Annotated in this window: 25 protein-coding genes, 1 pseudogene and 1 other annotated feature; of the genes and pseudogenes, 7 read left to right on the forward strand and 19 right to left on the reverse strand. The window is 55.1% G+C overall.

What is annotated here, in order from left to right:
* Positions 1–6: 6 nt before the first annotated feature.
* A pseudogene (locus tag AM329_RS25550) lies at positions 7–212 on the reverse strand (DUF2575 domain-containing protein); the annotation flags it as partial.
* 115 nt (positions 213–327) lie between these two features.
* On the opposite strand from AM329_RS25550, the gene rpsT reads away from it, so the two are divergent.
* Positions 328–591 (forward strand): 30S ribosomal protein S20, encoded by a 264-nt coding sequence (rpsT, locus tag AM329_RS13795; RefSeq protein ID WP_003856458.1) that lies wholly within the window; start codon positions 328–330, stop codon positions 589–591.
* A gap of 58 nt (positions 592–649) precedes the next feature.
* Here the strand turns inward: rpsT and nhaR are convergent, their stop codons facing one another.
* The 4 genes from nhaR to dnaK form a co-directional block, all read right to left on the reverse strand.
* The gene (gene nhaR / locus AM329_RS13800; RefSeq protein ID WP_003856462.1) at positions 650–1549 is read right to left on the reverse strand and encodes a transcriptional activator NhaR; all 900 of its coding nucleotides are present in this window, start codon (positions 1547–1549) and stop codon (positions 650–652) included.
* A 58-nt stretch (positions 1550–1607) separates the two neighbouring features.
* A complete protein-coding gene (nhaA, locus tag AM329_RS13805; protein WP_022650383.1) occupies positions 1608–2783 on the reverse strand; it encodes a Na+/H+ antiporter NhaA in 1176 nt (391 codons plus the stop codon).
* 173 nt (positions 2784–2956) lie between these two features.
* Positions 2957–4102: a molecular chaperone DnaJ gene (dnaJ, locus tag AM329_RS13810; RefSeq protein WP_008502040.1), complete on the reverse strand. Its 1146-nt coding sequence runs from the start codon at positions 4100–4102 to the stop codon at positions 2957–2959.
* An 87-nt stretch (positions 4103–4189) separates the two neighbouring features.
* Positions 4190–6103, reverse strand: coding sequence for a molecular chaperone DnaK (gene dnaK, locus AM329_RS13815; protein WP_003856470.1), 1914 nt, complete (start codon positions 6101–6103; stop codon positions 4190–4192).
* Positions 6104–6398: 295 nt separating this feature from the next.
* Here dnaK and satP point away from each other — a divergent pair, with 295 nt between their 5' ends.
* Positions 6399–6965, forward strand: a complete 567-nt coding sequence (satP, locus tag AM329_RS13825; protein ID WP_003856474.1) for an acetate uptake transporter — start codon at positions 6399–6401, stop codon at positions 6963–6965.
* Here satP and AM329_RS13830 read toward each other — a convergent pair.
* The 3 genes from AM329_RS13830 to tal all read right to left on the reverse strand — a co-directional run bounded on the left by AM329_RS13830 (position 6942) and on the right by tal (position 10038).
* Complete coding sequence (locus tag AM329_RS13830; protein WP_032608470.1) at positions 6942–8264, reverse strand: MFS transporter; 1323 nt, start codon at positions 8262–8264, stop codon at positions 6942–6944. The two genes, satP and AM329_RS13830, sit on opposite strands and share 24 nt — an antisense overlap.
* Positions 8265–8386: 122 nt before the next feature.
* Positions 8387–8974: a molybdopterin adenylyltransferase gene (gene mog, locus AM329_RS13835; RefSeq protein ID WP_003856479.1), complete on the reverse strand. Its 588-nt coding sequence runs from the start codon at positions 8972–8974 to the stop codon at positions 8387–8389.
* A gap of 110 nt (positions 8975–9084) precedes the next feature.
* Positions 9085–10038, reverse strand: coding sequence for a transaldolase (gene tal, locus AM329_RS13840; RefSeq protein ID WP_003856481.1), 954 nt, complete (start codon positions 10036–10038; stop codon positions 9085–9087).
* 262 nt (positions 10039–10300) lie between these two features.
* On the opposite strand from tal, the gene AM329_RS13845 reads away from it, so the two are divergent.
* Together AM329_RS13845 and yaaA are read left to right on the forward strand one after the other, a co-directional pair.
* Positions 10301–11734 (forward strand): sodium:alanine symporter family protein, encoded by a 1434-nt coding sequence (locus AM329_RS13845; protein WP_023315364.1) that lies wholly within the window; start codon positions 10301–10303, stop codon positions 11732–11734.
* Positions 11735–11800: 66 nt separating this feature from the next.
* A complete protein-coding gene (yaaA, locus tag AM329_RS13850; RefSeq protein WP_022650381.1) occupies positions 11801–12574 on the forward strand; it encodes a peroxide stress protein YaaA in 774 nt (257 codons plus the stop codon).
* Between the two features lie 31 nt (positions 12575–12605).
* Here yaaA and AM329_RS13855 read toward each other — a convergent pair whose 3' ends face one another.
* The 7 genes from AM329_RS13855 to yjjY all read right to left on the reverse strand — a co-directional run bounded on the left by AM329_RS13855 (position 12606) and on the right by yjjY (position 19404).
* The gene (locus AM329_RS13855; protein WP_032608469.1) at positions 12606–12887 is read right to left on the reverse strand and encodes a DUF2502 domain-containing protein; all 282 of its coding nucleotides are present in this window, start codon (positions 12885–12887) and stop codon (positions 12606–12608) included.
* Between the two features lie 246 nt (positions 12888–13133).
* Positions 13134–14420, reverse strand: a complete 1287-nt coding sequence (gene thrC, locus AM329_RS13860; RefSeq protein ID WP_003856490.1) for a threonine synthase — start codon at positions 14418–14420, stop codon at positions 13134–13136.
* 3 nt (positions 14421–14423) lie between these two features.
* The gene (gene thrB / locus AM329_RS13865; protein WP_022650380.1) at positions 14424–15353 is read right to left on the reverse strand and encodes a homoserine kinase; all 930 of its coding nucleotides are present in this window, start codon (positions 15351–15353) and stop codon (positions 14424–14426) included.
* Between the two features lies 1 nt (position 15354).
* The gene (gene thrA, locus AM329_RS13870) at positions 15355–17817 is read right to left on the reverse strand and encodes a bifunctional aspartate kinase/homoserine dehydrogenase I (protein WP_003856494.1); all 2463 of its coding nucleotides are present in this window, start codon (positions 17815–17817) and stop codon (positions 15355–15357) included.
* A 24-nt stretch (positions 17818–17841) separates the two neighbouring features.
* Positions 17842–17959: a sequence feature (Thr leader region), on the reverse strand.
* Positions 17898–17966: a thr operon leader peptide gene (gene thrL / locus AM329_RS13875; protein WP_015572623.1), complete on the reverse strand. Its 69-nt coding sequence runs from the start codon at positions 17964–17966 to the stop codon at positions 17898–17900. Its footprint overlaps the feature before it by 62 nt.
* 211 nt (positions 17967–18177) lie before the next feature.
* Positions 18178–18864: a tRNA/rRNA methyltransferase gene (locus AM329_RS13880; protein ID WP_003856496.1), complete on the reverse strand. Its 687-nt coding sequence runs from the start codon at positions 18862–18864 to the stop codon at positions 18178–18180.
* 399 nt (positions 18865–19263) lie between these two features.
* Positions 19264–19404, reverse strand: a complete 141-nt coding sequence (yjjY, locus tag AM329_RS25560; RefSeq protein WP_001541509.1) for a protein YjjY — start codon at positions 19402–19404, stop codon at positions 19264–19266.
* Positions 19405–19499: 95 nt separating this feature from the next.
* On the opposite strand from yjjY, the gene arcA reads away from it, so the two are divergent.
* Positions 19500–20216, forward strand: a complete 717-nt coding sequence (gene arcA, locus AM329_RS13885) for a two-component system response regulator ArcA (RefSeq protein ID WP_003856501.1) — start codon at positions 19500–19502, stop codon at positions 20214–20216.
* 48 nt (positions 20217–20264) lie between these two features.
* On the opposite strand, the gene creA is transcribed toward arcA, so the two are convergent.
* Positions 20265–20735: a protein CreA gene (creA, locus tag AM329_RS13890; RefSeq protein ID WP_003856503.1), complete on the reverse strand. Its 471-nt coding sequence runs from the start codon at positions 20733–20735 to the stop codon at positions 20265–20267.
* A 215-nt stretch (positions 20736–20950) separates the two neighbouring features.
* On the opposite strand from creA, the gene robA reads away from it, so the two are divergent.
* Complete coding sequence (gene robA, locus AM329_RS13895) at positions 20951–21820, forward strand: MDR efflux pump AcrAB transcriptional activator RobA (RefSeq protein WP_003856504.1); 870 nt, start codon at positions 20951–20953, stop codon at positions 21818–21820.
* Here robA and gpmB read toward each other — a convergent pair.
* Complete coding sequence (gene gpmB, locus AM329_RS13900; RefSeq protein WP_006810187.1) at positions 21817–22464, reverse strand: 2,3-diphosphoglycerate-dependent phosphoglycerate mutase GpmB; 648 nt, start codon at positions 22462–22464, stop codon at positions 21817–21819. The two genes, robA and gpmB, sit on opposite strands and share 4 nt — an antisense overlap.
* Positions 22465–22512: 48 nt before the next feature.
* Between gpmB and yjjX the strand changes: the two genes are divergently transcribed.
* A complete protein-coding gene (gene yjjX, locus AM329_RS13905; protein ID WP_022646994.1) occupies positions 22513–23028 on the forward strand; it encodes an inosine/xanthosine triphosphatase in 516 nt (171 codons plus the stop codon).
* A 27-nt stretch (positions 23029–23055) separates the two neighbouring features.
* Here yjjX and trpR read toward each other — a convergent pair whose 3' ends face one another.
* Positions 23056–23385 (reverse strand): trp operon repressor, encoded by a 330-nt coding sequence (gene trpR / locus AM329_RS13910; RefSeq protein WP_003856511.1) that lies wholly within the window; start codon positions 23383–23385, stop codon positions 23056–23058.
* Positions 23386–23440: 55 nt separating this feature from the next.
* The gene (gene sltY, locus AM329_RS13915; RefSeq protein ID WP_032608468.1) at positions 23441–25378 is read right to left on the reverse strand and encodes a murein transglycosylase; all 1938 of its coding nucleotides are present in this window, start codon (positions 25376–25378) and stop codon (positions 23441–23443) included.
* Positions 25379–25601 lie beyond the last annotated feature (223 nt).

A 25601-nucleotide genomic window follows, 5' to 3' on the forward strand; every position in this document is an offset into this window, starting at 1 on the left:
ACTGGCTCAAAACAGTGAAAATCGCCAAAGTATACCTTGTACAGCGGTTAAGGTTAACCGGCGATTGTTCACGCTAAACAGAAAGCCGTATGATTTCATCACGCTGACCTTTCACAGCAAAAAAATCTGCCCGCGAACTGCGATTTTTACGCCGAAAAGCTGTATTCACGAACGACAAGCTGGTAGAATCCTGCGCCATCACTACGTAACGTAGCGTCGCCACATTAACGGCGCTTATTTGCACAAATCCATTGACAAAAGAAGGTATAGAGGGCATATTCCTCGGCCTTTGAATTGTCCACATAGATCATATTTGGGAGTTGGACCTTGGCTAATATCAAATCAGCTAAGAAACGTGCCGTTCAGTCTGAAAAGGCTCGTAAGCACAATGCAAGCCGTCGCTCTATGATGCGTACTTTCATCAAGAAAGTATACGCAGCAATCGAAGCTGGCGACAAAGCTGCAGCGCAGAACGCATTTAACGAAATGCAACCAATCGTGGATCGTCAGGCTGCTAAAGGTCTGATCCACAAAAACAAAGCAGCGCGTCATAAAGCAAACCTGACCGCGCAGATCAACAAACTGGCTTAATCGCCACTTGTTGTTGCTTGTTTGAAAGAACCCGCTTAACGCGGGTTTTTTTATGCCTTCAGATTGCCGGCGGCGTAAACAGCGCCGAGTAGTCCCGGTTGCAGATTCGCTGCACCGCCGGATGCTGAATCATCCTTTCGGCGAATATGGCGTGATACTCTTCCATCACGTTATCCACCCTGCCAATCTCGGTAATCTTGTCGTCTGAATAGAGATCGTGCGCATACAGCGTCGGGGCAACGAAGATAGCGTTGTGCGCCTCGCCAAAGGCTTTCATCAGCGCCGCATCGTCGAACTCACCGAGAATTTCTACGTTTAGCCCCTGCGAGTTAAACCAGTTCAGCAGCTTACGTCCGAGCATGGACCGCCTCCCCGGAACCAGCAAGCGGCGCTCTTCCAGGCAAGCCGGAAACGGTTTTTCCGGCGGTGGATTGATGCACCAGAAACTGACACCGCATTCGCCAATTTTCACCGAGAACAAGCCTTCCTGCTGCGTGGAATCGATAGGACAATCCGAAATAATCATATCCAGCTTATGCTGGCTCAGCTGTTCCAGCAGCATCTCGTGAGTGGACTCAAAGCAGCGTAAATGTATCTGTTCATCTTCCACCACCGCCGCATCCAGCACACCGCTTACCAGCCGTTTGGACAACGCATCCGCCACGCCCACGTCAAAGAGCAGGTTCGACTCTTTGCGATAGTTAACGATATCCAGCATCTCCTGGCTCAGGGTGAACATCTTGTCCGCATAGCGGAATACCAGTTCACCCAGCTCGCTCGGCTCAATGCCACGCCCTTTCCGCTTAAAAAGCTTTCCCTGCAAGCGCTCTTCCAGGGCTTTGATTTGCCCGGTGATAGTCTGTGGCGTCAGGTAGAGCGCCTCTGCGGCACCCACGACCGAGCCCTGCTTGTAGACATGCCAGAAGTAATAGAGATGGTTATAGTTCAAATGAGACATCACGTTTTCACTCCCTGATAGTTTATCGGGAGAAGGCTTCCCTTCTCCCGGTTTCCTGTTATGCCTGGACAGCCTGTCCGGACAACTTCACCTTCAACAAGGTGTAACCCATAACCGCGGCCAGGAACGACCCGATAAGAATGCCGAGTTTCGCCCAGACGATAAGCTCAGGCGCGCTTGCGCCAAACGCCAGCGTCGAGATAAAGATCGACATGGTGAATCCAATACCGCACAGCACGCCAACGGCCATAATCTGGCTAAAGGTGGTTCCGTTTGGCAATGACGCCAGCTTCAGCTTCAGCGCCAGCCAGCAGAACAGGCTGATGCCCAGCGGCTTACCAATAAACAGACCGGCGATGATACCCAGCGGCAGCACAGAGGTGAGTCCGTCCAGGGTAACCCCGGCCAGGGAAACACCCGCGTTGGCAAACGCAAACAGCGGCAGGATCATAAAACCCACCCACGGATGAAGCACATGCTCCAGCTGTCTGGCAGGCGATTTGCCGTCCTGTTCCTTCAGCGGAATAAAGAAGCCAACGATGACGCCCGCCAGCGTGGCATGCACGCCAGACTTCAGCACCGCCGTCCACAGCACCATCCCCACCAGAATATAAATCCCCGTGCGTCGGACGTTGAAGACGTTCAGCAACGCCAGCACCGCAATAGCCACGGCCGCCACGCTCAGAGACAGAACGGACAGATCGCTGGTGTAGAACAGCGCGATAATCACGATAGCGCCCAGATCATCGATAATCGCCAGCGCCATCAGGAAAATTTTCAGTGCTACCGGGACGCGGCTACCGAGCAAGGCTAAGACCCCGAGCGCAAACGCGATATCCGTTGCGGCCGGGATCGCCCAGCCGTCACGAGCAACCGGATCCTGCCACGCAAATGCGAGAAAGAGCAACGCCGGAACGATCATCCCGCCAATCGCCGCGATCACCGGAAACGCCGCACGCTGACGGCTGGCAAGCGAACCGCTCACCAGCTCACGTTTAACCTCCAGGCCCACCAGCAGGAAGAACACCGCCATCAGCGCATCGTTGATCCACAGCAGCATGTTCTTATTAATTTCCAGCGCCCCGACCTTCAGCTCGACGGGCGTTTCCAGAAATGCGTGATAGAGATCGCGTGTCATGCCCATATTGGCGAGCAGCATGGCAGCCGCAGCAGCAATAATCAGGATGACGCCGCCGGATGCCTCACTGCTAAAGAAACGGTGTAGTAATTTCACGTTTAAACTCTCTTTTACAACAATACCTCGGTAAAACCATAATATCAGCGCAAACAGATCGGTAAAAACAGATTAATATTGGTTATAGATTCAGTTTAACCGAGGTATAACGCTATAAAGCAAAAAGCCCGGAATCGCTTCCGGGCTTTAAATGATAGTAACCAGCTGGCGGGTTAGCGGGTTAAATCGTCGAAGAATTTTTTGACGCCATCGAAGAAGCTTTTGGAGCGCGGGCTGTTTTTCTCACCTGTCGGGCCACCAAAGCTTTCCTGAAGCTCTTTCAGCAGCTGTTTCTGCTTATCGTTCAGGCCGACCGGCGTTTCCACGACCACGCGGCATAACAGGTCACCCTGCGCGCCACCGCGAACGGATTTAACGCCTTTGCCGCGCATGCGGAACAGTTTCCCGGTCTGGGTTTCGCCAGGGATTTTCAGGTTAACGCGACCGTCCAGCGTCGGCACTTCGATTTCGCCGCCCAGCGCCGCCATCGCAAAGTTGATCGGCACTTCACAGTACAGGTTGTTACCTTCACGCTCGAAGATGGCGTGCTGCTTCACCTGAACCTGAACGTACAGATCGCCTGCCGGTGCGCCGTGCTCGCCGGCTTCACCCTCACCTGCCAGACGGATGCGGTCGCCCGTATCGACGCCTGCCGGGATCTTAACGGACAGCGTTTTGGTTTTCTCCACGCGACCGTGACCATGACATTTGGTGCACGGATCTTTAATCAGCGTACCGCGACCATGACAGTGCGGACAGGCCTGCTGCACCGCGAAGAAGCCCTGGCGCATCTGCACCTGACCGGAACCGTGACAGGTTGGGCAGGTCTGTGGCTGAGTCCCCGCTTTCGCACCGCTGCCGTGGCAAACGTCACACTCTTCCAGCGTCGGAATACGGATCTCTTTGGTGACGCCGCGAACCGCTTCTTCCAGCGTCAGGTCCATGTTGTAGCGCAGGTCTGCGCCGCGCGCCGCGCGCTGACGGCCACGCCCGCCACCGAAGATATCGCCAAATACATCACCAAAGATATCGCTGAAATCAGCGCCGCCGCCGAAGCCGCCGCCGCCAAATCCACCGCCGCCCATGCCGCCCTGTTCAAAGGCCGCGTGTCCGTACTGATCATAGGCCGCACGTTTTTGTGCATCGGTCAGGACTTCGTAGGCTTCTTTAATCTCTTTAAATTTGGCTTCAGCCTCTTTGTCACCCTGATTACGGTCAGGGTGGAATTTCATGGCCAGGCGCTTATACGCCTTTTTGATTTCACGCTCTTCCGCAGTTTTCGGAACGCCTAAAATCTCGTAATAGTCTTGCTTTGCCATTGGTTTTTTTAAGCCCCTTAACATGCGAGCACGGGCGTGGAGAATTCTCCTACGCCCGTGCCGATTACTTACCCTGCATCAGGGCGATTATTTTTTGTCTTTCACTTCTTCGAACTCAGCGTCGACAACATCGTCGTCTTTCGCGTTGTTCGCCGAAGCATCAGCGCCCGCCTGCTGCTGTGCGTGCTGCTGCTGAGCGATTTCCATCAGCTTCTGAGAAACCTGTGCCAGCTCCTGCATCTTCGCTTCGATGTCCGCTTTGTCTTCGCCTTTCAGAGACGTTTCCAGCGCGCTCAGTGCAGTTTCGATTGCAGTTTTGTCTTCCGCTGGCAGTTTATCGCCCGCTTCTTCAACCTGCTTACGGGTGCTGTGCAGCAGATGGTCACCCTGGTTACGGGTCTGAACCAGCTCTTCAAACTTACGGTCGGATTCCGCGTTAGCTTCGGCATCACGAACCATTTTTTCGATTTCCGCTTCGTTCAGGCCAGAAGATGCCTTGATGGTAATCTTCTGCTCTTTACCGCTGTTTTTGTCTTTCGCAGACACGTGCAGGATACCGTCAGCATCGATGTCGAAGGTGACTTCGATCTGTGGCATGCCGCGTGGTGCCGGGTTAATACCGTCCAGGTTGAACTGACCCAGAGATTTGTTATCCGCCGCGCGCTTACGCTCACCCTGAATCACATGGATGGTTACCGCAGACTGGTTGTCTTCAGCGGTAGAGAACACCTGGCTGTGTTTCGTCGGGATAGTGGTGTTTTTGTTGATGAGCGGAGTCATCACGCCACCCATGGTTTCGATACCCAGAGACAGCGGGGTAACGTCCAGCAGCAGTACGTCTTTCACTTCACCGGTCAGTACACCACCCTGAACCGCAGCACCGATAGCAACCGCTTCGTCCGGGTTCACGTCTTTACGTGGCTCTTTACCAAAGAATTCAGCCACTTTCTTCTGAACCATTGGCATACGAGTCTGACCACCTACCAGGATAACGTCCTGAATGTCAGACACGGACAGGCCAGCGTCCTGCAATGCAACTTTCAGTGGCTCGATAGAACGGTTCACGAGGTCTTCTACCAGGCTTTCCAGTTTCGCACGGGTCACTTTGATGTTCATGTGTTTTGGACCGGTCGCGTCTGCGGTGATGTACGGCAGGTTCACGTCGGTCTGCTGAGCGGAAGACAGCTCGATCTTCGCTTTCTCAGCGGCTTCTTTCAGGCGCTGCATAGCCAGCGGGTCGTTACGCAGGTCAATGCCCTGATCTTTCTTGAACTCGTCAACGAGGTAGTTGATCAGACGGGTATCGAAGTCTTCACCACCCAGGTGGGTATCACCGTTGGTTGCCAGAACTTCGAAGGTTTTTTCGCCGTCAACATCGTCGATTTCGATAATAGAAATATCGAAGGTACCACCACCCAGGTCGTAAACCGCGATAGTACGGTTGCCAACTTCTTTATCCAGACCGTAAGCCAGTGCTGCTGCGGTTGGTTCGTTGATGATACGTTTTACTTCCAGGCCTGCGATACGGCCAGCATCTTTGGTTGCCTGACGCTGAGCATCGTTGAAGTAAGCAGGTACGGTGATAACAGCTTCAGTTACCGGTTCACCCAGGTAATCTTCCGCAGTTTTCTTCATTTTCTTCAGCACTTCAGCAGAGATCTGCGGAGGTGCAGTTTTGGTGCCTTTCACATCAAGCCATGCATCGCCGTTATCGGCTGCGATGATTTTGTAAGGCATGATGGAAACGTCACGCTGAACTTCTTCGTCCTGGAAGCGGCGGCCAATCAGGCGTTTGATCGCAAACAGGGTGTTTTGCGGGTTTGTCACTGCCTGACGTTTAGCCGGCTGACCAACCAGAGTTTCACCATCCTGGGTATAAGCAATGATAGAAGGCGTGGTGCGATCGCCCTCGGCGTTCTCCAGCACACGTGCAGTAGTGCCATCCATAATCGCTACACAAGAGTTGGTAGTACCCAGGTCGATACCAATAATTTTACCCATCTAAACGTCTCCACTAAAAATTCAGTCAACATGTGGTTGTGTACCTGTAATAAGGGCAGAACGTGCTTTTTCAACTGCCCAGATTTGATTTTTTTCAGGTCCACACACTGCGGTTGCTTACAAGATGGGGTCACAACGGCATCCATCAAGGGGGAAGGATAAAAAATTTTTTAATTTCACCCCGGTGAGATCATAGACGGCGTCGATGCCGCCCATTATGATGCTGCGCCCCGTCAGGGAGAACTGGCGCGGGTTTAACCATTTCACCATATTAATGATGATTTTTTGAGGACTTATGGGCAACACTAAGTTGGCTAATCCGGCTCCGCTGGGCCTGATGGGTTTTGGCATGACCACCATTCTGCTGAACCTGCACAATATCGGGATGTTCCCGATGGACGGCATTATCCTGGCGATGGGCATTTTTTACGGCGGTATCGCACAAATCTTTGCGGGCCTGCTGGAATATAAGAAAGGCAACACCTTCGGCTTAACCGCCTTTACCTCTTACGGTTCTTTCTGGCTGACTCTGGTCGCGATTCTGCTGATGCCTAAAATGGGCCTGGCGGAGGCGGCAAACGCCCATTTCCTGGGCGTGTACCTGGGACTGTGGGGCGTGTTCACCCTGTTCATGTTCTTTGGCACCCTCAAGGCGAACCGCGCGCTGCAATTCGTCTTCCTGAGCCTGACCGTCCTGTTCGCCCTGCTGGCCATCGGTCACCTGGCGGATAACGAAGGCATCGTTCACGTTGCCGGCTGGGTCGGTCTGGTTTGCGGCGCAAGCGCAATCTACCTGGCCATGGGTGAAGTGCTGAACGAGCAGTTCGACCGCACCATTCTACCGATTGGTGAAAAACACTGATCCCTCTGTCGTGCCCGCGTCGCGGGCACGACGTCCCTCTGACTGGCGAAGCCACACCCCCAATACCAGCCCCATCAGCGATAACGCCAGCACGTACCACGCAGGTGCAAAGGGCGACAGCCCCATCAACACCGTCACCACAATCGGGGTCAGCCCGCCGAAAATGGCATACGAGACGTTATAAGAGAAAGAGATTCCGGTGAAGCGTACCTCCGGCGGGAAGGCGCGGACCATCACGTACGGTACGGCGCCAACGACGCCCACACACAGCCCGACGACACCGTACAGCAGGAACAGCTGTTCAGGATGGGTGCCCGCAAGATGATAGAATGCCCAGCTCGACGCGGCCAGCAGCAGGCTGCCGACAATAAAGGTCACGCTGGCGCCGAAACGATCCGCCGCCAGCCCGGCGGCCAGACAGCCAAAGCAGAGCATAATTGTCGCGATACTGTTCGCCTGTAACGTCACGGCAGGCGCAAAACCGTACTGTTTTTGCAGCCAGACCGGCGACATCAAAATGACCACCACGATACCCGCAGACAGCAGCCAGGTCAGAAGCATCGACACGACTACCGCTTTTTTATGCCGCACTACTACGGTTTTCACCGGCAGTTCTTGCGCCAGCGCCTTCCGCTGCTGCATTTCCAGAAATATTGGCGTCTCCTGCAACCAGCGTCGCAGGTACATTGCCACCAGCCCAAACGCCCCGCCCAGCAGGAACGGTATACGCCAGCCCCAGTCGTGAAGGGCCTGTTGTGTCATGCTGGTATTGATGATGGTTGCAACTACGGAGCCAAGCAGGATCCCGATCGTCAGCCCCGCGGTCAGCGTTCCGCACGCAATGCCGATGCGGCGCACCGGGACGTGCTCAGCGACAAACACCCACGCGCCAGGCACTTCCCCGCCGATGGCCGCGCCCTGGAGAATACGCATCAGCAGCAGCAATAACGGGGCGATAATGCCCATCGACTCATAGGTAGGCAAAAGGCCAATCGCCAGCGTCGGCACGGCCATAAGCAGGATGCTGAGGGTAAACATCTTCTTGCGCCCAACCAGATCGCCAAAGTGCGCCATGACAATGCCGCCCAGCGGACGCGCCAGATAGCCGGCAGCGAAAATGCCGAAGGTTTGTACCTGACGCAGCCATTCAGGAATATCCGCCGGGAAAAACAGCGCCCCCACAACGGCGGCGAAGAAGACAAAGATGATGAAATCGTAAAACTCCAGCGCGCCGCCCAGGGCAGCGAGCGTGAGGGTTTTGTAGTCCTGTCGATTCAGAGGTCGGGGATTATGTGACATAGCGAACCATTGCGCATGTGTTGTGGATTATTTTTTACAGCAATCGTAAAGAAAAAATTACTATATCGTAAATCCATTTACACGCTACTGCGGCTGGCGCTTATGTCACATTTTAATCATTTTCAGGAGATTGTTTCGCGGCGAGCGCTTTTAGGGCGAAATGCTGCTACCACGTTGCCGTCAGTTTCCACGTACGGACCGTCAAGCAGTTGTATACAATACGGTACACTTGCAAAGATACCGTGGACGATAACGCTGCCGTCCTCGGCTTTTACCCCTTCCAGCGTCTCTTTTATCGACTTCGGCTGCCCCGGCAGGTTCAGGATCAGCGCCTGTTTGCGGATCACCCCGACCTGACGGGAAAGAATGGCCGTCGGGACAAAGTGTAGACTGATCTGGCGCATCTGTTCACCGAAGCCCGGCATTTCACGATCGGCGATAGCCAGCGTCGCGTCCGGCGTCACATCGCGGCGCGCGGGGCCGGTGCCGCCCGTCGTCAGCACAAGGTGGCAGCTCATCTCATCCACCAGCTCACACAGGGTTTGCTCAATGATCGGCTGCTCATCCGGGATCAGGCGAGTCTGGATCTCAAACGGGGTAGTGAGCGCGCTGCCCAGCCACGCTTCCAGAGCAGGGATGCCTTTATCCTGATAAACACCGCTGGAGGCGCGGTCAGAAATCGACACTAAGCCGATGCGTAAGGTATTCATATCCATTCCATTCAAAAAGTACTGATTAAAGGGAATGATACACGCAGAGAGAAAATTCAGACAGAGGCGGGGGAAAGACGCGTGACCGGGAGCCCGGTCACGCAGAATGATTACAGCAGGTCGCCGATCATTTTTTCCAGTTTTTCCTGGTCGATAGCAAACTTACGGATACCGTCCGCCAGTTTATCTACGGCCATTGGATCCTGGTTGTGCTGCCACAGGAACTCGGACTCGGTGATGCGCTCAGGGCGCGCTTTCACTTCGCCAGTGTAAGACAGTTTACGCTCGATAGCACCTTCGCTTTCTGCCAGCTCTTTCAGCAGCGCAGGGGCGATGGTCAGGCGGTCACAGCCAGCCAGCTCGATGATTTCGCCGACGTTACGGAAGCTTGCGCCCATAACAACGGTCTCATAGCCGTGCTGTTTGTAGTATTCGTAGATTTCAGTCACAGAAATCACGCCTGGATCTTCAGACGCCGCGTACTCTTTCTTGTCGGTGTTGGCTTTGTACCAGTCCAGAATACGGCCCACGAACGGAGAAATCAGGTATACGCCAGCTTCGGCACATGCACGCGCCTGTGCGAAGGAGAACAGCAGAGTCAGGTTACAGTTGATGCCTTCTTTTTCCAGCTGCTCAGCGGCGCGGATGCCCTGCCAGGTAGAGGCCAGTTTGATCAGGATACGGTCGTTGCTGATGCCCGCATCGTTGTACAGTTTGATCAGGCGTTTTGCTTTGGCGATAGAGGCTTCGGTGTCGTAGGACAGGCGAGCATCAACTTCGGTAGAGATACGGCCAGGAACGAGCTTCAGGATTTCCAGACCGATGTTCACTGCCAGTTTGTCAGTGGCATCCACAACCTGCTGCGCGCGGTCATTGCTCTGTGCTTTTGCCCAGGTCACCGCCTCGTCGATAAGTTTGCGATACTCAGGGATCTGCGCGGCGTTAAGGATCAGAGAAGGGTTGGTTGTGGCATCCTGCGGCTGGTACAGCTTCATTGCCGCGATATCTCCGGTGTCAGCGACGACAGTGGTGAACTGACGAAGGGAGGTCAATTTATCCGTCATGATAGTGTTTCTCTTTTAACGTGCCCTGGATAATTCACACTACCGACAGCTTGCCAGCAGCGGAAAAATGACAGGTTTACTTGTTAGGGGGATGTAACCGGTCTGCCCTGATGATAACACGAGTGAGAGGCAGCGCAACCGCAGACAGTGCGCTTAGGCAGAGTATGATAAACTCAGAATATTAACAGGCTGCTAAGTAACAGCATGCACACTCAGTGGTAGCGCTTACATATTCACTTTGGCATCAACAAGAGGGACGTTAGTGCCTGATTTCTTTTTCTTTATTAACGAAGTCCTCTGGGGTTCGATCATGATATACCTGCTTTCAGGAGCAGGTATCTGGTTTACGTGGCGCAGCGGTCTGATTCAGTTTCGCTATATCCGCAAATTTGGCAGAAGTCTGAAAAACAGCGTCACCCCACAGCCGGGCGGCCTGACCTCGTTTCAGGCGCTCTGTACTAGCCTTGCCGCGCGCGTCGGCAGCGGTAACCTGGCCGGTGTCGCGCTGGCGATCGGCGCGGGCGGTCCGGGCGCGGTATTCTGGATGTGGGTGACGGCGATTATCGGTATGGCCACCTCCTTTGCTGAATGCTCGCTTGCACAGCTCTACAAAGAAAAAGACGGCAAAGGTCAGTTCCGCGGCGGTCCCGCCTGGTATATGGCTCGCGGACTGGGAATGCGCTGGATGGGCGTTCTGTTCTCGATCTTTTTGCTGATTGCCTATGGCCTTATTTTCAATACCGTTCAGGCAAATTCCGTCGCCCACGCGCTGCGCTTTGCCTTTAATTGTCCGGAGTGGCTGACGGGCGGCGCGCTTGCCCTTCTCACCCTGCTGACCATTGTGACCGGGCTAAAAGGGGTTGCCCGCCTGATGCAGTGGCTGGTTCCGCTGATGGCGCTGCTGTGGGTGTCAACCAGCCTGATGGTATGCGCGATACATATTGACGAGGTGCCGAACGTCATCGTCACCATTTTCCAAAGCGCGTTCGGCTGGCGCGAAGCGGCTTCAGGCGCGTTGGGTTACACCCTTAGCCAGGCTCTCACTGCGGGTTTTCAGCGAGGCATGTTCTCCAACGAAGCGGGAATGGGCTCCACGCCGAATGCCGCCGCAGCGGCCGCATCCTGGCCCCCGCATCCCGCCGCGCAGGGCATTGTACAGATGATTGGCGTCTTCACAGACACTATTGTTATCTGCTCCGCCAGCGCGATGATCATGCTGCTGGCCGGTGCCGCTGAGCAACCGTCCGGTAGTACGGCAGGCATTCATTGGGTACAACAGGCGCTGGTCTCCCTCGTCGGCGGCTGGGGCGCGGGCCTTGTCGCACTTGTCGTGGGACTTTTTGCCTTTAGTTCCATTGCGGTGAACTATATCTATGCCGAAAACAACCTTATCTTCCTGAAAGTCAATTCGCGTCTGACCCGCAACGTCCTTCGCGCGGGTGTGCTGGGAATGGTTTTCGTCGGCTCCCTGCTCAGCATGCCGTTGGTCTGGCAAATAGCGGACGTCATTATGGCGCTGATGGCCATCACGAACCTGACGGCCATTTTGCTGCTTTCACCGGTTGTAGCGCTGATCGCGCGCGATTATCTGCGTCAGCGCAAGCTCGGCGTACAGCCCGTCTTTGACGCTTCACGCTATCCCGAAATCGAGTCACAAATTGCCCCTGGCACCTGGGATGATTTGCCGCGGCAATAACAGCTATCGATCAATTCAGGGCGATTTTTTGTTAAAGTCGCTCTAAATTTCCTGCAAGGACTGGATATGCTGATTCTGATTTCACCTGCCAAAACGCTCGACTACCAGAGCCCGCTCGCCACTGAGCGTTATACCCAGCCGGAATTGCTGGACTACTCGCAACAGTTGATCCACGAGGCACGTAAGCTTTCGGCTCCGCAAATCGCTTCGCTGATGAGCATCAGCGATAAACTCGCCGACCTGAACGCCACCCGTTTTCATGAGTGGCAGCCTGACTTCACGCCCGCCAACGCCCGCCAGGCGCTGTTGGCCTTCAAAGGTGACGTCTACACTGGCCTGCAAGCAGAAACGTTTAGCGAAGCCGATTTCGATTTTGCCCAGCAGCATCTGCGCATGTTATCCGGCCTGTACGGGGTGCTGCGCCCGCTGGATCTGATGCAGCCGTATCGTCTGGAGATGGGTATCCGCCTGGAAAACGCTAAAGGTAAAGATCTGTACCAGTTCTGGGGCGATGTCATTACCGACAAGCTTAACGCGGCGCTGCAAGCCCAGGGGGACAACGTGGTGATCAACCTGGCCTCCGATGAGTACTTCAAATCGGTGAAACCGAAAAAGCTGGATGCGGACATTATCAAGCCGGTATTCCTCGACGAGAAAAACGGCAAATTTAAAGTAATCAGCTTCTACGCCAAAAAAGCGCGCGGTCTGATGAGCCGCTTCATCATTCAAAACCGCCTGACGAAGCCAGAGCAGCTCACCGGCTTTAACAGTGAAGGGTATTTCTTCGACGAGGCATCGTCAGGAAAAAACGAGCTGGTGTTTAAGCGTCACGAGCAATAAAAGACAACCCCGCCAGCTGGCGGGGTTTGTGTTAATGGTGCTTCCGGTCCGGGCGACGATCGTCATGACGGTGGTGATCGTCACGATCGCGATGTTCATCGTGCGGACGCCAGTGGTTATCGCGCCAGTCATAGTGCGCTTTCCACCAGTCATGGTCGCGCCAGCGGCCGCCATCCCAGTAGTGCCCATTATTATCCCGATCGCCAATTTGCAGTTTTACCGCGGGCACGAGGGTGATTTCAGCTGCCTGCACCGCCATCGGAGCGACCAGCATCAGTGAAAGCGCGATAAGTGCAGGTTTCAGTGTAGACATAGGTGACTCCTTATTCTTCTTGCCCAACGTGGGCCGATGTAAGGAGAGTACGTGATGGGAACGGGGGATGTTATTCTCTGCAATCCTAAACGCTAAGTGACCGCATTTATTGGGAATTTCTGCTTTTTTCCTGCTGTATTTCTCCTTAATTTCTCCATAAAAAAGCCGGGTGGCGGCTTCGCCTTACCCGGCCTACGTTCTGAGCCGTTGTAGGTCGGGTAAGGCGTAGCCGCCACCCGTCAAAAATCACGCTCGGGTCATCATCAGCTTACGCAGCGCGGCAAAGTCTGCGGGCAGCTCATGAGACAGCAGCGGCAGGTCGGCGCGCTCGGCCAGCTCTTTTGGCAGCGGCAGCGTTTCCCCCAGGATCGCTTCCACGCTCTCTTTGAACTTGGCCGGATGGGCGGTGCCGAGGAACAGGCCATACTCACCCGGTTGAAGCTGATCGCGCAGGGCACGATAGGCAATCGCCGCGTGCGGCTCAGAGGTATAGCCCACCGCTTTCAGCTCGCGCATGGTGGCTTTCGTGGTTTCGTCCGTCACCGCTGCGTAACCCAGATCGCCCAGACGCCAGACCTTACGGCGGAACAGCTCTTCCACACGCGGCCAGTTGTTAGGCTGTGACACATCCATCGCATTGGAGAGCGTGGCCTGAGTCGCGTTCGGCGCCCATTTTCCGTCCTTCAGGAAACGCGGCACGGTGTCGTTGGCGTTGGTGGCGGCGATAAAGCGCTTCACCGGCAGGCCGAGTGATTTCGCCAGCAGGCCTGCCGTCAGGTCGCCGAAGTTCCCGCTTGGCACGGAAACCACCAGCTGATTGCGCGCGTCCTGCGGCAACTGCGCCACCGCTTCGAAGTAGTAGCAGATCTGCGCCAGCAGACGGCTGATGTTGATGGAGTTGGCAGAGTTCAGCCCCAGCGCCGCCTTCAGCTCTTCGTCATCGAAGGCTTGCTTCACCAGCGCCTGACAGGCATCGAAATCGCCGTCGATCGCCACGGTTTCAATGTTGCCCCCAAGGGTGCAGAACAGTTTTTCCTGAAGCGGGCTGATTTTGCCTTTCGGATAGAGGATCACCACGCGGACGTTTTTCAGGCCGTAGAACGCATGGGCCACCGCCGCACCGGTATCGCCTGAAGTCGCGGTCAGAATGGTCACCGGTTTGTCGCCGCTGATGTGGGTCAGCATCTGCGCCATAAAGCGACCGCCGAAATCTTTGAACGCCAGCGTCGGGCCGTGGAACAGCTCCAGACAGCCAACGTCAGGCTCCACCTGCTTCACCGGCGCCGGGAAAGCAAACGCCGCACGCACGCGCTCTTCCAGCAGCTCCTGTGGGATTTCGTCGCCGATAAACGCAGACAGAATTTTGGTGCTGCGGGTGACAAAGTCCTGCTTCAGCAGTTCATCGATTTCGGTCAGCTGAAATTCCGGCAGGTCGTGGGGGAAGAACAGCCCCTGATTTTTGCCCAGCCCCTGCGTTACCGCCTGCGCAAAGCTGACCTGCTCGTTATGATCTTTAAGGTTGTAGAGTTTCATTCGTTATCCCAGTACTCGTGCGCCAGCCGTGTCCAGACGGCAAATATGAACAAAGCCTTCCTGATTTTGCAGGTAGTGTTTAGAGAGCCAGTCCGCCACGCGCTGCGCGGTGTCTGGCTTGTCGCATAAGGCGAACAGCGTCGGGCCGGAGCCGGAGATGCCGCACGCCTGTGCGCCGATATCCATGGATGCCTGTCGCGCTTCGTTAAAGCCCGGCAGCAGCTTCGTGCGATACGGCTCGGCAATAACGTCTTTCATCAGTTTCGCCGCCAGCTGCGGCTGTCGGGTGTAGCAGGCATGAATAAAGCCCGCCAGATGACGCCCGTGGGCGATACAGTCCTGACGACGATACTGCGCCGGCAGGATCGCACGCGCTTCGGCAGTAGACACTTTAATGCCCGGATAGGCCAGCACCCACAGCCACTCATCAAACCCTGGCACCTGCTGGCTGATGATGCCATTTTCTTCAATCATCAGTTGCATGCCGCCAAGGAAGCACGGCGCCACGTTATCATAATGAATGCTGCCGGAGATGCGCCCTTCCAGCTCGCCCATCAGCGCCAGCAGACGGCTGTTGTTCAGCGGCTTGCCGCAGTGCTCATTCATCGCCACCAGCGCGGCGACCACCGAGCAGGCGCTCGAGCCCAGCCCCGAACCAATCGGCATGCTCTTTTCCAGCGTCATGGCGACCGGCACGTTTTTGCCAATCTCCTGACAGAAGCGTTCCCAGCACTGATAAACAATATTCTCGCGCGGTTCAGACGGCAGCTTACTGGCGAAACGGCCGATGTTATTCAGGCTGAAGCGCTCTGCCGCCTCAACCGTAACCGTATCGCCCAGCAGCGAACCGTCCACCGGCGTTACCGCCGCGCCCAGCACGTCAAATCCGACGCTCATATTAGCGCTGGAAGCCGGGGCATATACTTTAACCATCTTAAACTCCTAACTTCCATGACAGGGTACGCAGCAGATCGGCAAACACGCCTGCCGCCGTCACATCATTCCCTGCGCCATAGCCGCGAAGCACCAGCGGCAGTGGCTGATAATAATGGCTGTAGAACGCCAGAGCGTTCTCGCCGTTTTTCACCTTGTACAGCGGATCGTTGCCATCCACTTCGGCAATCTTCACCCGGCAGACGCCGTCTTCTTCAATGTTGCCAACATAGCGCAATACCTTACCTTCATCACGGGCTTTCGCAACGCGTGCGGCAAAGGCATCGTCAAGCTGAGGTAAATTCGCCATAAAGGCGCTGACGTCACCGCTGTCATCAAATTCTGCTGGCAGCACCGGCTCAATCACGATATCCGAAAGCTCCAGCTCGCGGCCGGTCTCGCGCACCAGGATCAGCAGCTTACGCGCCACGTCCATACCGGAGAGGTCGTCCCGCGGATCCGGCTCGGTGTAACCCAGCTCGCGCGCGGCGCGGGTGGCTTCCGACAGGCTCATCCCTTCGTCCAGCTTGCCGAAGATAAACGACAGGGAGCCGGAGAGGATGCCGGAGAAACGCTGTAGTTCGTCGCCCGCGTTCAGCAGGTTTTGCAGGTTCTCGATGACCGGCAGGCCCGCGCCCACGTTGGTGTCATACAGAAACTTGCGGCGCGACTTACTCGCCGCCAGACGCAGCTGGTGATAGTAATCCATCGACGAGGTGTTGGCCTTTTTGTTCGGCGTCACCACGTGGAAACCTTCGCGCAGGAAATCCGCGTACTGATCGGCCACCGCCTGGCTGGAGGTACAGTCAACGATCACCGGGTTAAGCAGGTGATATTCTTTCACCAGACGGATCAGGCGGCCCAGGTTAAACGGCTCTTTCGCCTCTTCCAGCTCCGCCTGCCAGTTTTCCAGGTTCAGACCGTGGACGTTAGTCAGCAACGCTTTCGAGTTCGCAATGCCGCAGACGCGCAGATCGATATGTTTCTTCTTAAGCCACTCCTGCTGACGCTTTACCTGCTCCAGCAGCGCGCCGCCGACGCCGCCGACGCCCACCAGGAACAGCTCAATCACCTGGTCGGTGTTGAACAGCATCTGATGCACCACGCGCACGCCGGTAGTGGCGTCATCGTTATCCACGACAACGGAAATGGAACGCTCGGATGAGCCCTGGGCAATCGCCACGATATTGATATTGGCCCGCGCCAGCGCGGCAAAGAATTTGGCGGAGATACCGCGCAGGGTGCGCATACCGTCGCCGACCACCGAGATAATCGCCAGACGCTCCTGAATGGAAAGCGGCTCCAGCAGCTCTTCTTTCAGCTCCAGATAGAACTCTTCTTCCAGCGCGCGACGGGCGCGCAGGCAATCGCCCTGCGGAACGCAGAAGCTGATGCTGTATTCGGAAGAAGACTGCGTGATCAGCACCACGGAGATCCCGTTGCGGGACATAGCGGCAAAGACGCGTGCCGCCATGCCGACCATGCCCTTCATCCCCGGGCCGGAGACGCTGAACATCGCCATGTTATTGAGGTTAGAAATGCCTTTCACCGGCAGGTCATCTTCATCCGCGCTGGCGCCAATCAGCGTACCCGGCGCCTGCGGATTACCGGTATTCTTAATCAGGCAAGGGATCTGGAACTGGGCAATCGGGGAGATGGTACGCGGGTGAAGAACTTTAGCGCCGAAGTAGGAAAGCTCCATTGCTTCCTGGTACGACATCGACTTCAGCAGCCTGGCATCCGGCACCTGGCGCGGATCGCAGGTATAAACGCCGTCGACATCAGTCCAGATCTCACAACAGTCTGCGCGTAAACAGGCCGCCAGCACCGCAGCGGAGTAGTCAGAGCCGTTACGCCCCAGCACCACCAGTTCGCCCTTCTCGTTACCGGCGGTAAAGCCTGCCATCAGGATCATATGGTCAGACGGGATTTTGCTCGCCGCAATACGGCGTGTCGACTCGGCAATGTCGACGGTGGATTCGAGGTAGTGGCCCACAGCCAGCAGTTTTTCAACCGGATCGATGACCGTCACGTGGTGACCGCGCGCTTCCAGCACGCCTGCCATGATGGCGATAGAGAGTTTTTCACCCCGGCAAATCAGCGCCGCGTTGATGCTGTCCGGGCACTGGCCAAGCAGGCTGATACCGTGAAGAACGTGTTTAATCTGGGCAAATTCAAGTTCAACGGTGCTTTTCAGCTGCGCCAGCGGGAAACCAGGCTGGGCGTCGGCCAGCCCCTGAAGCAGATCGGCGAAGATACGCTCGGCGTCGCTGATATTCGGCAGTGCATCCTGACCACCGATGGTTTTTTCAATCATCGCCACCAGGTGGTTCGTGATTTTGGCCGGGGCAGAGAGCACGGTGGCAACCTGCCCCTGCCTGGCGTTGCTTTCCAGGATATCGGCAACACGCAGAAAACGTTCTGCATTTGCCACTGACGTACCGCCGAACTTCAACACTCGCATGGTTCTACCTCATTTCCTTTAGCCGAAAAAAAAGCCCGCACTGTTCAGGTGCGGGCTTTTTTCTGTTTTTCCTGTACGCGTCAGCCCGCATCGTTACCTGTGGTAATGATGATGGTTGTAGTAATGGTGGTGATGCTGATGCGTTTCATGGATGTTGTGTACTCTGTCATTATTATCTGTCTGTGCTCTATTCTTTTAGGGTTAAAGGATCGAGCCCCTTAAGTCAATGAATTTTTAATTCGATCACAATTCGGGACATTCTCACGTCCCGCTGCGGGCAGATTTATTTTCATCGGAATACCCCAGTTGCAACCCCAGACATCAGCAGGATCGGCCATAATAAAAACCTATGGCACTATTTTACTCGGCTAATTTTTTTTCAATATCATGAAGCAATCGGTGCAGCATTGCCGTGTCGCGCTGTTCAAGACGCCCCAGGCGCTGCTGTAACCAGTCCACCATTTTTTGATCGTCAGCGACGCCCAACTGCGCAAGAAGCTTATCTGCACGAACACGCAGTGCCGCCAGCTGGTTTTCATCCGAAACTGTCACCGGTGGCTGAGAAATTTGTATTAAGGATGCTAATTGATAGCAATAGACCATCACCGCCTGCCCCAGATTGAGTGACGGATAATCCGCCACCATCGGCGCGCCCGTCAGCACGTCAGCCAGCGCCAGCTCTTCGTTAGTCAGCCCGGAATCTTCTCGCCCAAACACCAGCGCGGCTTTCTCCAGCCACTGGCTTTTCTCTTCCAGCATCGGCACCAGTTCAGCAGGCGTGGCGTAATAGTGAAACTTCGCCCGGCTGCGCGCGGTCGTCGCGACGGTAAACGAAATATCGTGGAGTGCGTCGGCGAGCGTAGCGTAAGTGGTTATATTATCGAGAATATCACCCGAACCGTGCGCCACCCAGCGCGCAGCAGGCTCCAGATGCGCCGTGCTGTCCACAATACGCAAATCGGTAAAACCCATAGTCTTCATGGCACGCGCCGCAGCGCCAATATTTTCAGCTCTTGCTGGTGCCACCAGCACAATCGACAGATGCATTTACGCTCTCTTTTTAGTCAGTTAGCAGGTAAAAATGTGATTCAGTTCAACATATTACGCAGCACGAATTTACATTTTTGCAACACAAATCACCGAAATAGCGTTTCATAACAATTAAAAAAAGCTAAACTATTTTGTGGCTGAACAATCAGTTAGAATGTTAACAGAAGACCATTATCCTTATGTTTTGTAATGATAATGACCATATGAATACTCATTTCTGATTGGATTCGTACCGTTTATCAATCAATGTCCGCAACTAGTTGGTTTATTGAAAAATTGTGACAAAGGCTAGCATTCAGCTACGATGATTTCATCAAACTGTTAACGTGCTACAATTGAACTTGATATATGTCAACGAAGCGTAGTTTTATTGGGTGTCCGGTGTCACTTAGCCTGTTATGTTGCTGTTAAAATGGTTAGGATGACAGCCGTTTTTGACACTGTCGGGTCCAAAGGGAAAGTACCCACGACCAAGCTAATGATGTTGTTGACGTTGATGGAAAGTGCATCAAGAACGCAATTACGTACTTTAGTCACGTTAAGCCGATCATGTTAATTTGCGACATGCATCAGGCAGGTCAGGGACTTTTGTACTTCCTGTTTCGATTTAGTTGGCAATTTAGGTAGCAAACATGCAGACCCCGCACATTCTTATCGTTGAAGACGAGTTGGTAACACGCAACACGTTAAAGAGCATTTTCGAAGCAGAAGGCTACGATGTCTTTGAAGCGACCGATGGCGCAGAGATGCATCAGATCCTTTCTGAAAATGATATCAACCTGGTGATTATGGATATCAACCTGCCGGGCAAAAACGGGCTTCTTCTGGCGCGCGAACTGCGTGAACAGGCGAACGTCGCGTTGATGTTCCTGACAGGCCGTGACAACGAGGTTGATAAAATTCTTGGTCTGGAAATCGGCGCGGATGACTACATCACCAAGCCGTTCAACCCTCGCGAGTTAACCATTCGTGCACGCAACCTGCTGTCCCGCACCATGAATCTGGGTACGGTCAGTGAAGAGCGTCGTAGCGTCGACAGCTACAAATTCAACGGCTGGGAACTTGATATCAACAGCCGTTCGCTGATTAGCCCGAACGGTGAGCAGTACAAACTGCCGCGCAGTGAATTCCGCGCGATGCTGCACTTCTGCGAGAACCCGGGCAAGATTCAGTCTCGTGCAGAACTGCTGAAGAAAATGACCGGTCGTGAGTTGAAGCCACACGATCGTACCGTTGACGTAACCATCCGTCGTATTCGTAAACATTTCGAATCTACGCCTGATACGCCGGAAATCATCGCCACGATCCATGGTGAAGGCTATCGTTTCTGCGGTGACCTCCAGGAGTAATCCTCACGTCACGCAGTAAAGAACGGCGCATTTGCGCCGTTTTTTTTATTAATGCCACGGCATAATCGGCACCGCGCTAATCGCGTTTTTCGGTGAGCCTTCCACGACTTTGTCCGAGTAGGCCAGATAAGCCAGGGTGTTACGCTTCGCATCATAAAAACGGACCACCTGTAGCTTTTTGAACACCAGCGAGGTCCGTTTCTGGAATACAACGTCGCCCTGCGCTTTGCCGTTTTTAATTTTGTCACTCAATTCCACCGGTCCAACCTGCTGGCAGGAGATGGCCGCGTCAGACGTGTCTTCAGCCAGCCCCAGGCCGCCTTTAATCCCGCCGGTCTTCGCCCGGCTGACATAGCAGGTGACGTTTTTAACGTCCGGATCGTCAAACGCCTCCACCACAATTTTGTGGTCCGGCCCAAACATTTTAAACACGGTATCCACGGAGCCAATTTGCTCCGCCTGCGCCACGCGCCCTGCCATCAGCGCCAGTGCTGCAAAGACTAAAACCTTGTATTTCATATTGTTACCATTCATAAAAAATTACGCTGAGCGATTATTCAACAGGTTAGATAAAAATGTAGCAAGATCACAGGATTAGAATATATCCGCACATAAATCACCATAAAAAGCATTTATGCGCAAAAAAAACACTGAATGCTAAAACGTCAAAAAATGCTATTATCCGCTAACCTGTAAACAGGCACCTGCGGCAGTTTTAAGGATGAGGATAGTATATGGATCAGGCTGGAATTATTCGCGACCTGCTCACCTGGCTGGAAGGTCATCTCGACCAGCCATTGTCACTGGATAATGTGGCGGCAAAAGCAGGCTATTCCAAGTGGCATCTGCAAAGGATGTTCAAGGATGTCACCGGTCATGCTATCGGTGCCTATATTCGCGCACGTCGTTTATCAAAGTCTGCTGTTGCGTTGCGCCTGACCGCGCGACCAATCCTTGATATTGCCCTGCAATATCGTTTCGATTCACAGCAAACTTTCACCCGCGCCTTTAAAAAGCAGTTCTCGTTAACGCCAGCGCTTTATCGCCGCTCGCCGGACTGGAGCTCCTTTGGTATGCGTCCGCCGCTGCGTCTGGGCGAGTTTGCGATGCCAAAATATGAAATCATCACCCTGCCAGAAACGCACCTGGTCGGCACCACGCAGAGCTACTCCTGTTCCCTTGAGCAGATCTCCGAGTTCCGCCATCAGATGCGCGTTCAGTTCTGGCGCGAATTTTTAAGCCATGCTCCGGCGATCCCGCCGATTCTGTATGGTTTGAACGAAACGCATCCAAGCCAGGAAAAAGATGACGAGCAGGAGGTGTTCTATACCACGGCGCTGACGCCTGATATGGCGAACGGTTACATTCATGGCTCGAAGCCTGTCGTGCTGGAAGGCGGCGAGTATGTGATGTTCTCATACGAAGGTTTAGGAACGGGCGTTCAGGAGTTCATCCTGACCGTTTACGGGACCTGCATGCCGATGCTGAATCTGAATCGCCGTAAAGGTCAGGACATTGAGCGCTACTATCCGGCGCAAGATGCTAAACCGGAAGAAGGCCCTATCAATCTGCGTATGGAATTCCTGATTCCGGTACGTCGTTAACGCTGCAATTCGTCCAGTGCAGGGGCATCAAGATGCGAAATGTCCCCTGCCATCTCAACCACCCACCCCGATGCCAGCCAGGCACTTTCCTGATAGTCGATACGGGAAATGGAACAGTTGCGCAGACGCAAACGGCGTTCGGCGTAAGCCGGCAGTCCCAGAATGGTGCTCACCAGACAACCCAGCGCGATACCGTGGCTCACCAGCAGCGGTCGGCTACCTGCCGGGAGTTTCAGGCACTCGGCCAGCGCGGCATGCATGCGCACGCTCAGCTCCTGCATGGATTCACCCTCAGGGATGCGACCATCTTCAGTGCCGTTCACCAGCGTGCGGCGCCAGCCTTCTTCGGTTTCCGTCAGCGTATCGATAGGACGTTTTTCCAGCACGCCCATATCCAGCTCGCGCAGACGCGGTTCGAGGGTCACGTCGCAGCCACAGGCATCGGCGATGATGCGTGCCGTCTGCTGTGTGCGGCCTAAATCACTGGAGATGACGTGAGTGATGCCCAGCGTTCTGGCGCGCTCCGCCACCTGCCACGCTTGCTGCACACCTTTGTCGGTGAGAGGACTGTCTGACTGGCCTTGAATACGTCGCTCGGCGTTCCACTGCGTTTCACCGTGGCGAACAAGGTATACCTGTAACATGCTTTTTTTCCGTTATACTGCGATGAATTTTTTAAATCGAGCTTAATTATGCACCATGTTGTCTCTGCTACCACCAATCCTGCCAAAATTCAGGCAATTCTAAGGGCATTTGAAGAGATCTTTGGCGAAGGATCCTGCCATATTGACGCCGTCGGCGTCGAGAGCGGTGTGCCGGAACAGCCGTTTGGCAGCGAGGAAACACGCGCTGGCGCACGAAATCGCGTGGCGAATGCAAAAGCCGCCGCGCCAGACGCTGACTTCTGGGTCGCGATTGAAGCTGGTATCGACGAAGGAGCGACCTTCAGCTGGGTTGTCATCGAAAGCCGCGAGCAGCGCGGCGAAGCGCGTTCTGCCACGCTGCCGCTGCCGGAGGTCATACTGGAGAAAGTCCGCGCGGGTGAGGCGCTGGGGCCGGTAATGTCGCACTATACCGGCATTGATGAGATTGGTCGTAAAGAGGGGGCGATTGGCGTCTTTACCGCGGGCAAGCTCACCCGTTCGAGCGTTTACCACCAGGCCGTAATTCTGGCGTTAAGTCCGTTCCATAACGCGATTTATCGTTAAGTCTGTAGGCCGGATAAGGCGAAGCCGTCATCCGGCGTTTTTCAGCAATACCGCTTCCAGCCACTGACGCAGTTCAACCGGCGCCGACTTCAGGCTGTTTGAACCACGGGTAATGGTCGCGATGCCCGCGCCCAGCTCGTTTTTCAGCTCGCGCTGGCTCATTTCGCCGCGCAGCAGTTCCTCAATAATGCGTACCCGCGTGCCCAGCGCTTCGCGTTCATCGGGCGTCAGCATCAGCTGTAGCAACGGTAAATGCAGATCTTTGTCGTAAGACTGGCGGAGCAACTCCACAAAACGAAGCCACTCCTGATGACGCTGTTCGGCCATGGCCGAGGAATACGGGGAATGCTGGGTCATGTTATGCTGCCTCTTGTACTCATTAGCGAGTACAGCATAACACAACCCACGCCGATCAGTAACGTCTCTGCCACTCGGCATCGCTCATCAGGGTATCTTTCTGCCCCATGAAGTAGCGATAGTAGGCGTCATAGGCCAGCACGTTCTTCACATAGCCGCGCGTTTCCGAGAACGGAATGCTCTCGACAAACGCCACGGCGTCGATACGCCCTGCGCTGTTACCAAGCCATGTCCGCACGCGGCCTGGCCCGGCGTTGTACGCCGCTGACGCGAAGATACGGTTATTACCGAACTGCTGATAGACGTACTGCAAGTAGCTGGTACCGATGTTGATGTTGGTCTCCGGATCCAGCAGCTGGGACGGGCTGCTGGAGCCTGGAATATTAAACATCTTCACCGTGTGCGTCGCGGTGCCCGGCATAATCTGCATCAGGCCGCTGGCACCCACTGGTGAACGCACTTTCGGGTTCCAGGCGCTCTCCTGACGGGCAATGGCCATCGCGTAGCTTTGCGGAATATCTTTGCCGCTGGTGTAGCGATCGAACAGATCCTTATAAGCCAGCGGGAAACGCTCTTCGAGATGATCCCACAGTTTGCCGGCGATCGTCGCCTGCACGCTCAGATCCCACCAGCGATTATCAAACGCATAGCGGGCAAGCTGCGCTTTCTCTTCAGTGGTACGGCTGGTGACCAGATTCGCCCATTCGCTGCGCGCGGTATTATCCAGATTCCAGTACATCAGCTCGCGCACGCGCGCCATTTCCGGCCCCTGCGTCAGCGCCGGGTTCGCGTTGGCTGGCGCTTTGTCGATCTTCAGCGTGTACTCCTCGCCCAGACGCTGCGCCGCCGCCATCGGGTAGAATCCGCGCTGCTGCATCAGGGAGTGGAGGATCTCTTTGGCTTCATCGTCACGACCACGTTCCAGCAGCAGGTCTGCCTGCCAGTAACGCCATTCATCTTTCTCTTTGGCATCCATCGGCAGACGCGCCAGCCAGGTATTGAGGCCACGACGATCGCCCGTTCCCAGCGCCATGCGCACGCGACGCTCCACCAGCGAGACAGAGTTTGAACGCATCACCGCATCATCACGCCAGCGCGCCTGTTCGTCGGTGACATCTGTTCCCATCAGTCGCCATGCCACGATATCGCGCAGCTCCTGAGTTTGATCGTCATTAAGCTGCTGGGCCTGCACCAGCTGCGGGATCATCAGCCTGGCGTTTTCCACATCATCACGCGCCACGCTGGCAAAGGCCACCGCCGCCATCTGGCGGGTAAAATCGGTCGCGCCGGTGGTACGCGCAAACGTCAGGACGGTGTTCGGATCGTTTGCCAGGCCGATAACGGCAGAAGCAATGGTCTGATAATCCGCCGGCATTTGCCCCGCCAGCACGGTGACCAGCCGCGTGTTCCCGGCCTTCATCGCCAGGCGAATACGTTCGAGGTAGGAGAGCGGATCCTGCTGCCCCGACGCGCGCCAGGCGCTGAAAAGCGGATCGCAGGCGTTGGGCTGACTTTTGCCCGTCAGCCACAGCTCTTTTGCGCCGGCCCACGCTTCTTCCTGCTGGCCGGTAGCCCATTTCGCGTAATAGTAATTACACTGCGCTTCCGTCGCGCCCGGCTTGTCCGGGCTGAAGGCCAGCAGGCCGCGCCAGTCTTCGCGACGGGCAAGCTCGTTCACGAACCGGGACTTCAGGGTGCGCGCAGGCGGCAGGGTCGGGTTCGCCTGAATGAAGTTGTTCACGGTGACGGTTGGTTGATTCATCAGATCGTCAGTAATCTGGCGATACTCCAGATACGGATACAGCGGATAATCCTTCAGCGTCGGCATCAGCGCCTGCACGGTATCCATCTGCCTGTTGTCCCATGCCTGCTTAATCTGGGCATAGCGGCTACGTTGTTCGTCCAGTGAATCGGCATGCACCGCCTGGCTTACCGCCATTACGCATACGCTGGCAGCCAGCAGACGCCAGACCACCCGTTTGGCTTTTTCCACAAGCTCTTCCTCATTGTTTTTCGTCAGTTGCAGCGTCTTGCCACGTCAAAGTTACATCAACTTATGCTAACCAGGCATCCCACAACGCGCCACGTCATGGACACTTTTTTACCTTTCTTGCGCGTTTTAACACTCCCGACGTTCCTGGCTGGGATTAGGGCGTGAAAAAGGCTACACTTCGAGGCTGAAATTCATTCTCATCACGATAAAAGAGGCGAAGTCC

The organism is Enterobacter cloacae complex sp. AR_0002 (genome assembly GCF_001922365.1).
In the GTDB taxonomy this organism is placed as follows: Bacteria; Pseudomonadota; Gammaproteobacteria; order Enterobacterales; family Enterobacteriaceae; genus Enterobacter; species Enterobacter hormaechei_C.

Coding starts and splice junctions, on each gene's coding strand:
- thrB (WP_022650380.1), bottom strand. CDS start 15,353: ATGGTTAAAGTATATGCCCCGGCTTCCAGCGCTAATATGAGCGTCGGA.
- AM329_RS13855 (WP_032608469.1), bottom strand. CDS start 12,887: ATGTCTACACTGAAACCTGCACTTATCGCGCTTTCACTGATGCTGGTC.
- robA (WP_003856504.1), top strand. CDS start 20,951: ATGGATCAGGCTGGAATTATTCGCGACCTGCTCACCTGGCTGGAAGGT.
- AM329_RS13830 (WP_032608470.1), bottom strand. CDS start 8,264: ATGTCACATAATCCCCGACCTCTGAATCGACAGGACTACAAAACCCTC.
- tal (WP_003856481.1), bottom strand. CDS start 10,038: ATGACGGATAAATTGACCTCCCTTCGTCAGTTCACCACTGTCGTCGCT.
- thrA (WP_003856494.1), bottom strand. CDS start 17,817: ATGCGAGTGTTGAAGTTCGGCGGTACGTCAGTGGCAAATGCAGAACGT.
- satP (WP_003856474.1), top strand. CDS start 6,399: ATGGGCAACACTAAGTTGGCTAATCCGGCTCCGCTGGGCCTGATGGGT.
- gpmB (WP_006810187.1), bottom strand. CDS start 22,464: ATGTTACAGGTATACCTTGTTCGCCACGGTGAAACGCAGTGGAACGCC.
- creA (WP_003856503.1), bottom strand. CDS start 20,735: ATGAAATACAAGGTTTTAGTCTTTGCAGCACTGGCGCTGATGGCAGGG.
- dnaK (WP_003856470.1), bottom strand. CDS start 6,103: ATGGGTAAAATTATTGGTATCGACCTGGGTACTACCAACTCTTGTGTA.
- AM329_RS13880 (WP_003856496.1), bottom strand. CDS start 18,864: ATGCATCTGTCGATTGTGCTGGTGGCACCAGCAAGAGCTGAAAATATT.
- arcA (WP_003856501.1), top strand. CDS start 19,500: ATGCAGACCCCGCACATTCTTATCGTTGAAGACGAGTTGGTAACACGC.
- nhaR (WP_003856462.1), bottom strand. CDS start 1,549: ATGTCTCATTTGAACTATAACCATCTCTATTACTTCTGGCATGTCTAC.
- trpR (WP_003856511.1), bottom strand. CDS start 23,385: ATGACCCAGCATTCCCCGTATTCCTCGGCCATGGCCGAACAGCGTCAT.
- yaaA (WP_022650381.1), top strand. CDS start 11,801: ATGCTGATTCTGATTTCACCTGCCAAAACGCTCGACTACCAGAGCCCG.
- dnaJ (WP_008502040.1), bottom strand. CDS start 4,102: ATGGCAAAGCAAGACTATTACGAGATTTTAGGCGTTCCGAAAACTGCG.
- yjjX (WP_022646994.1), top strand. CDS start 22,513: ATGCACCATGTTGTCTCTGCTACCACCAATCCTGCCAAAATTCAGGCA.
- thrC (WP_003856490.1), bottom strand. CDS start 14,420: ATGAAACTCTACAACCTTAAAGATCATAACGAGCAGGTCAGCTTTGCG.
- mog (WP_003856479.1), bottom strand. CDS start 8,974: ATGAATACCTTACGCATCGGCTTAGTGTCGATTTCTGACCGCGCCTCC.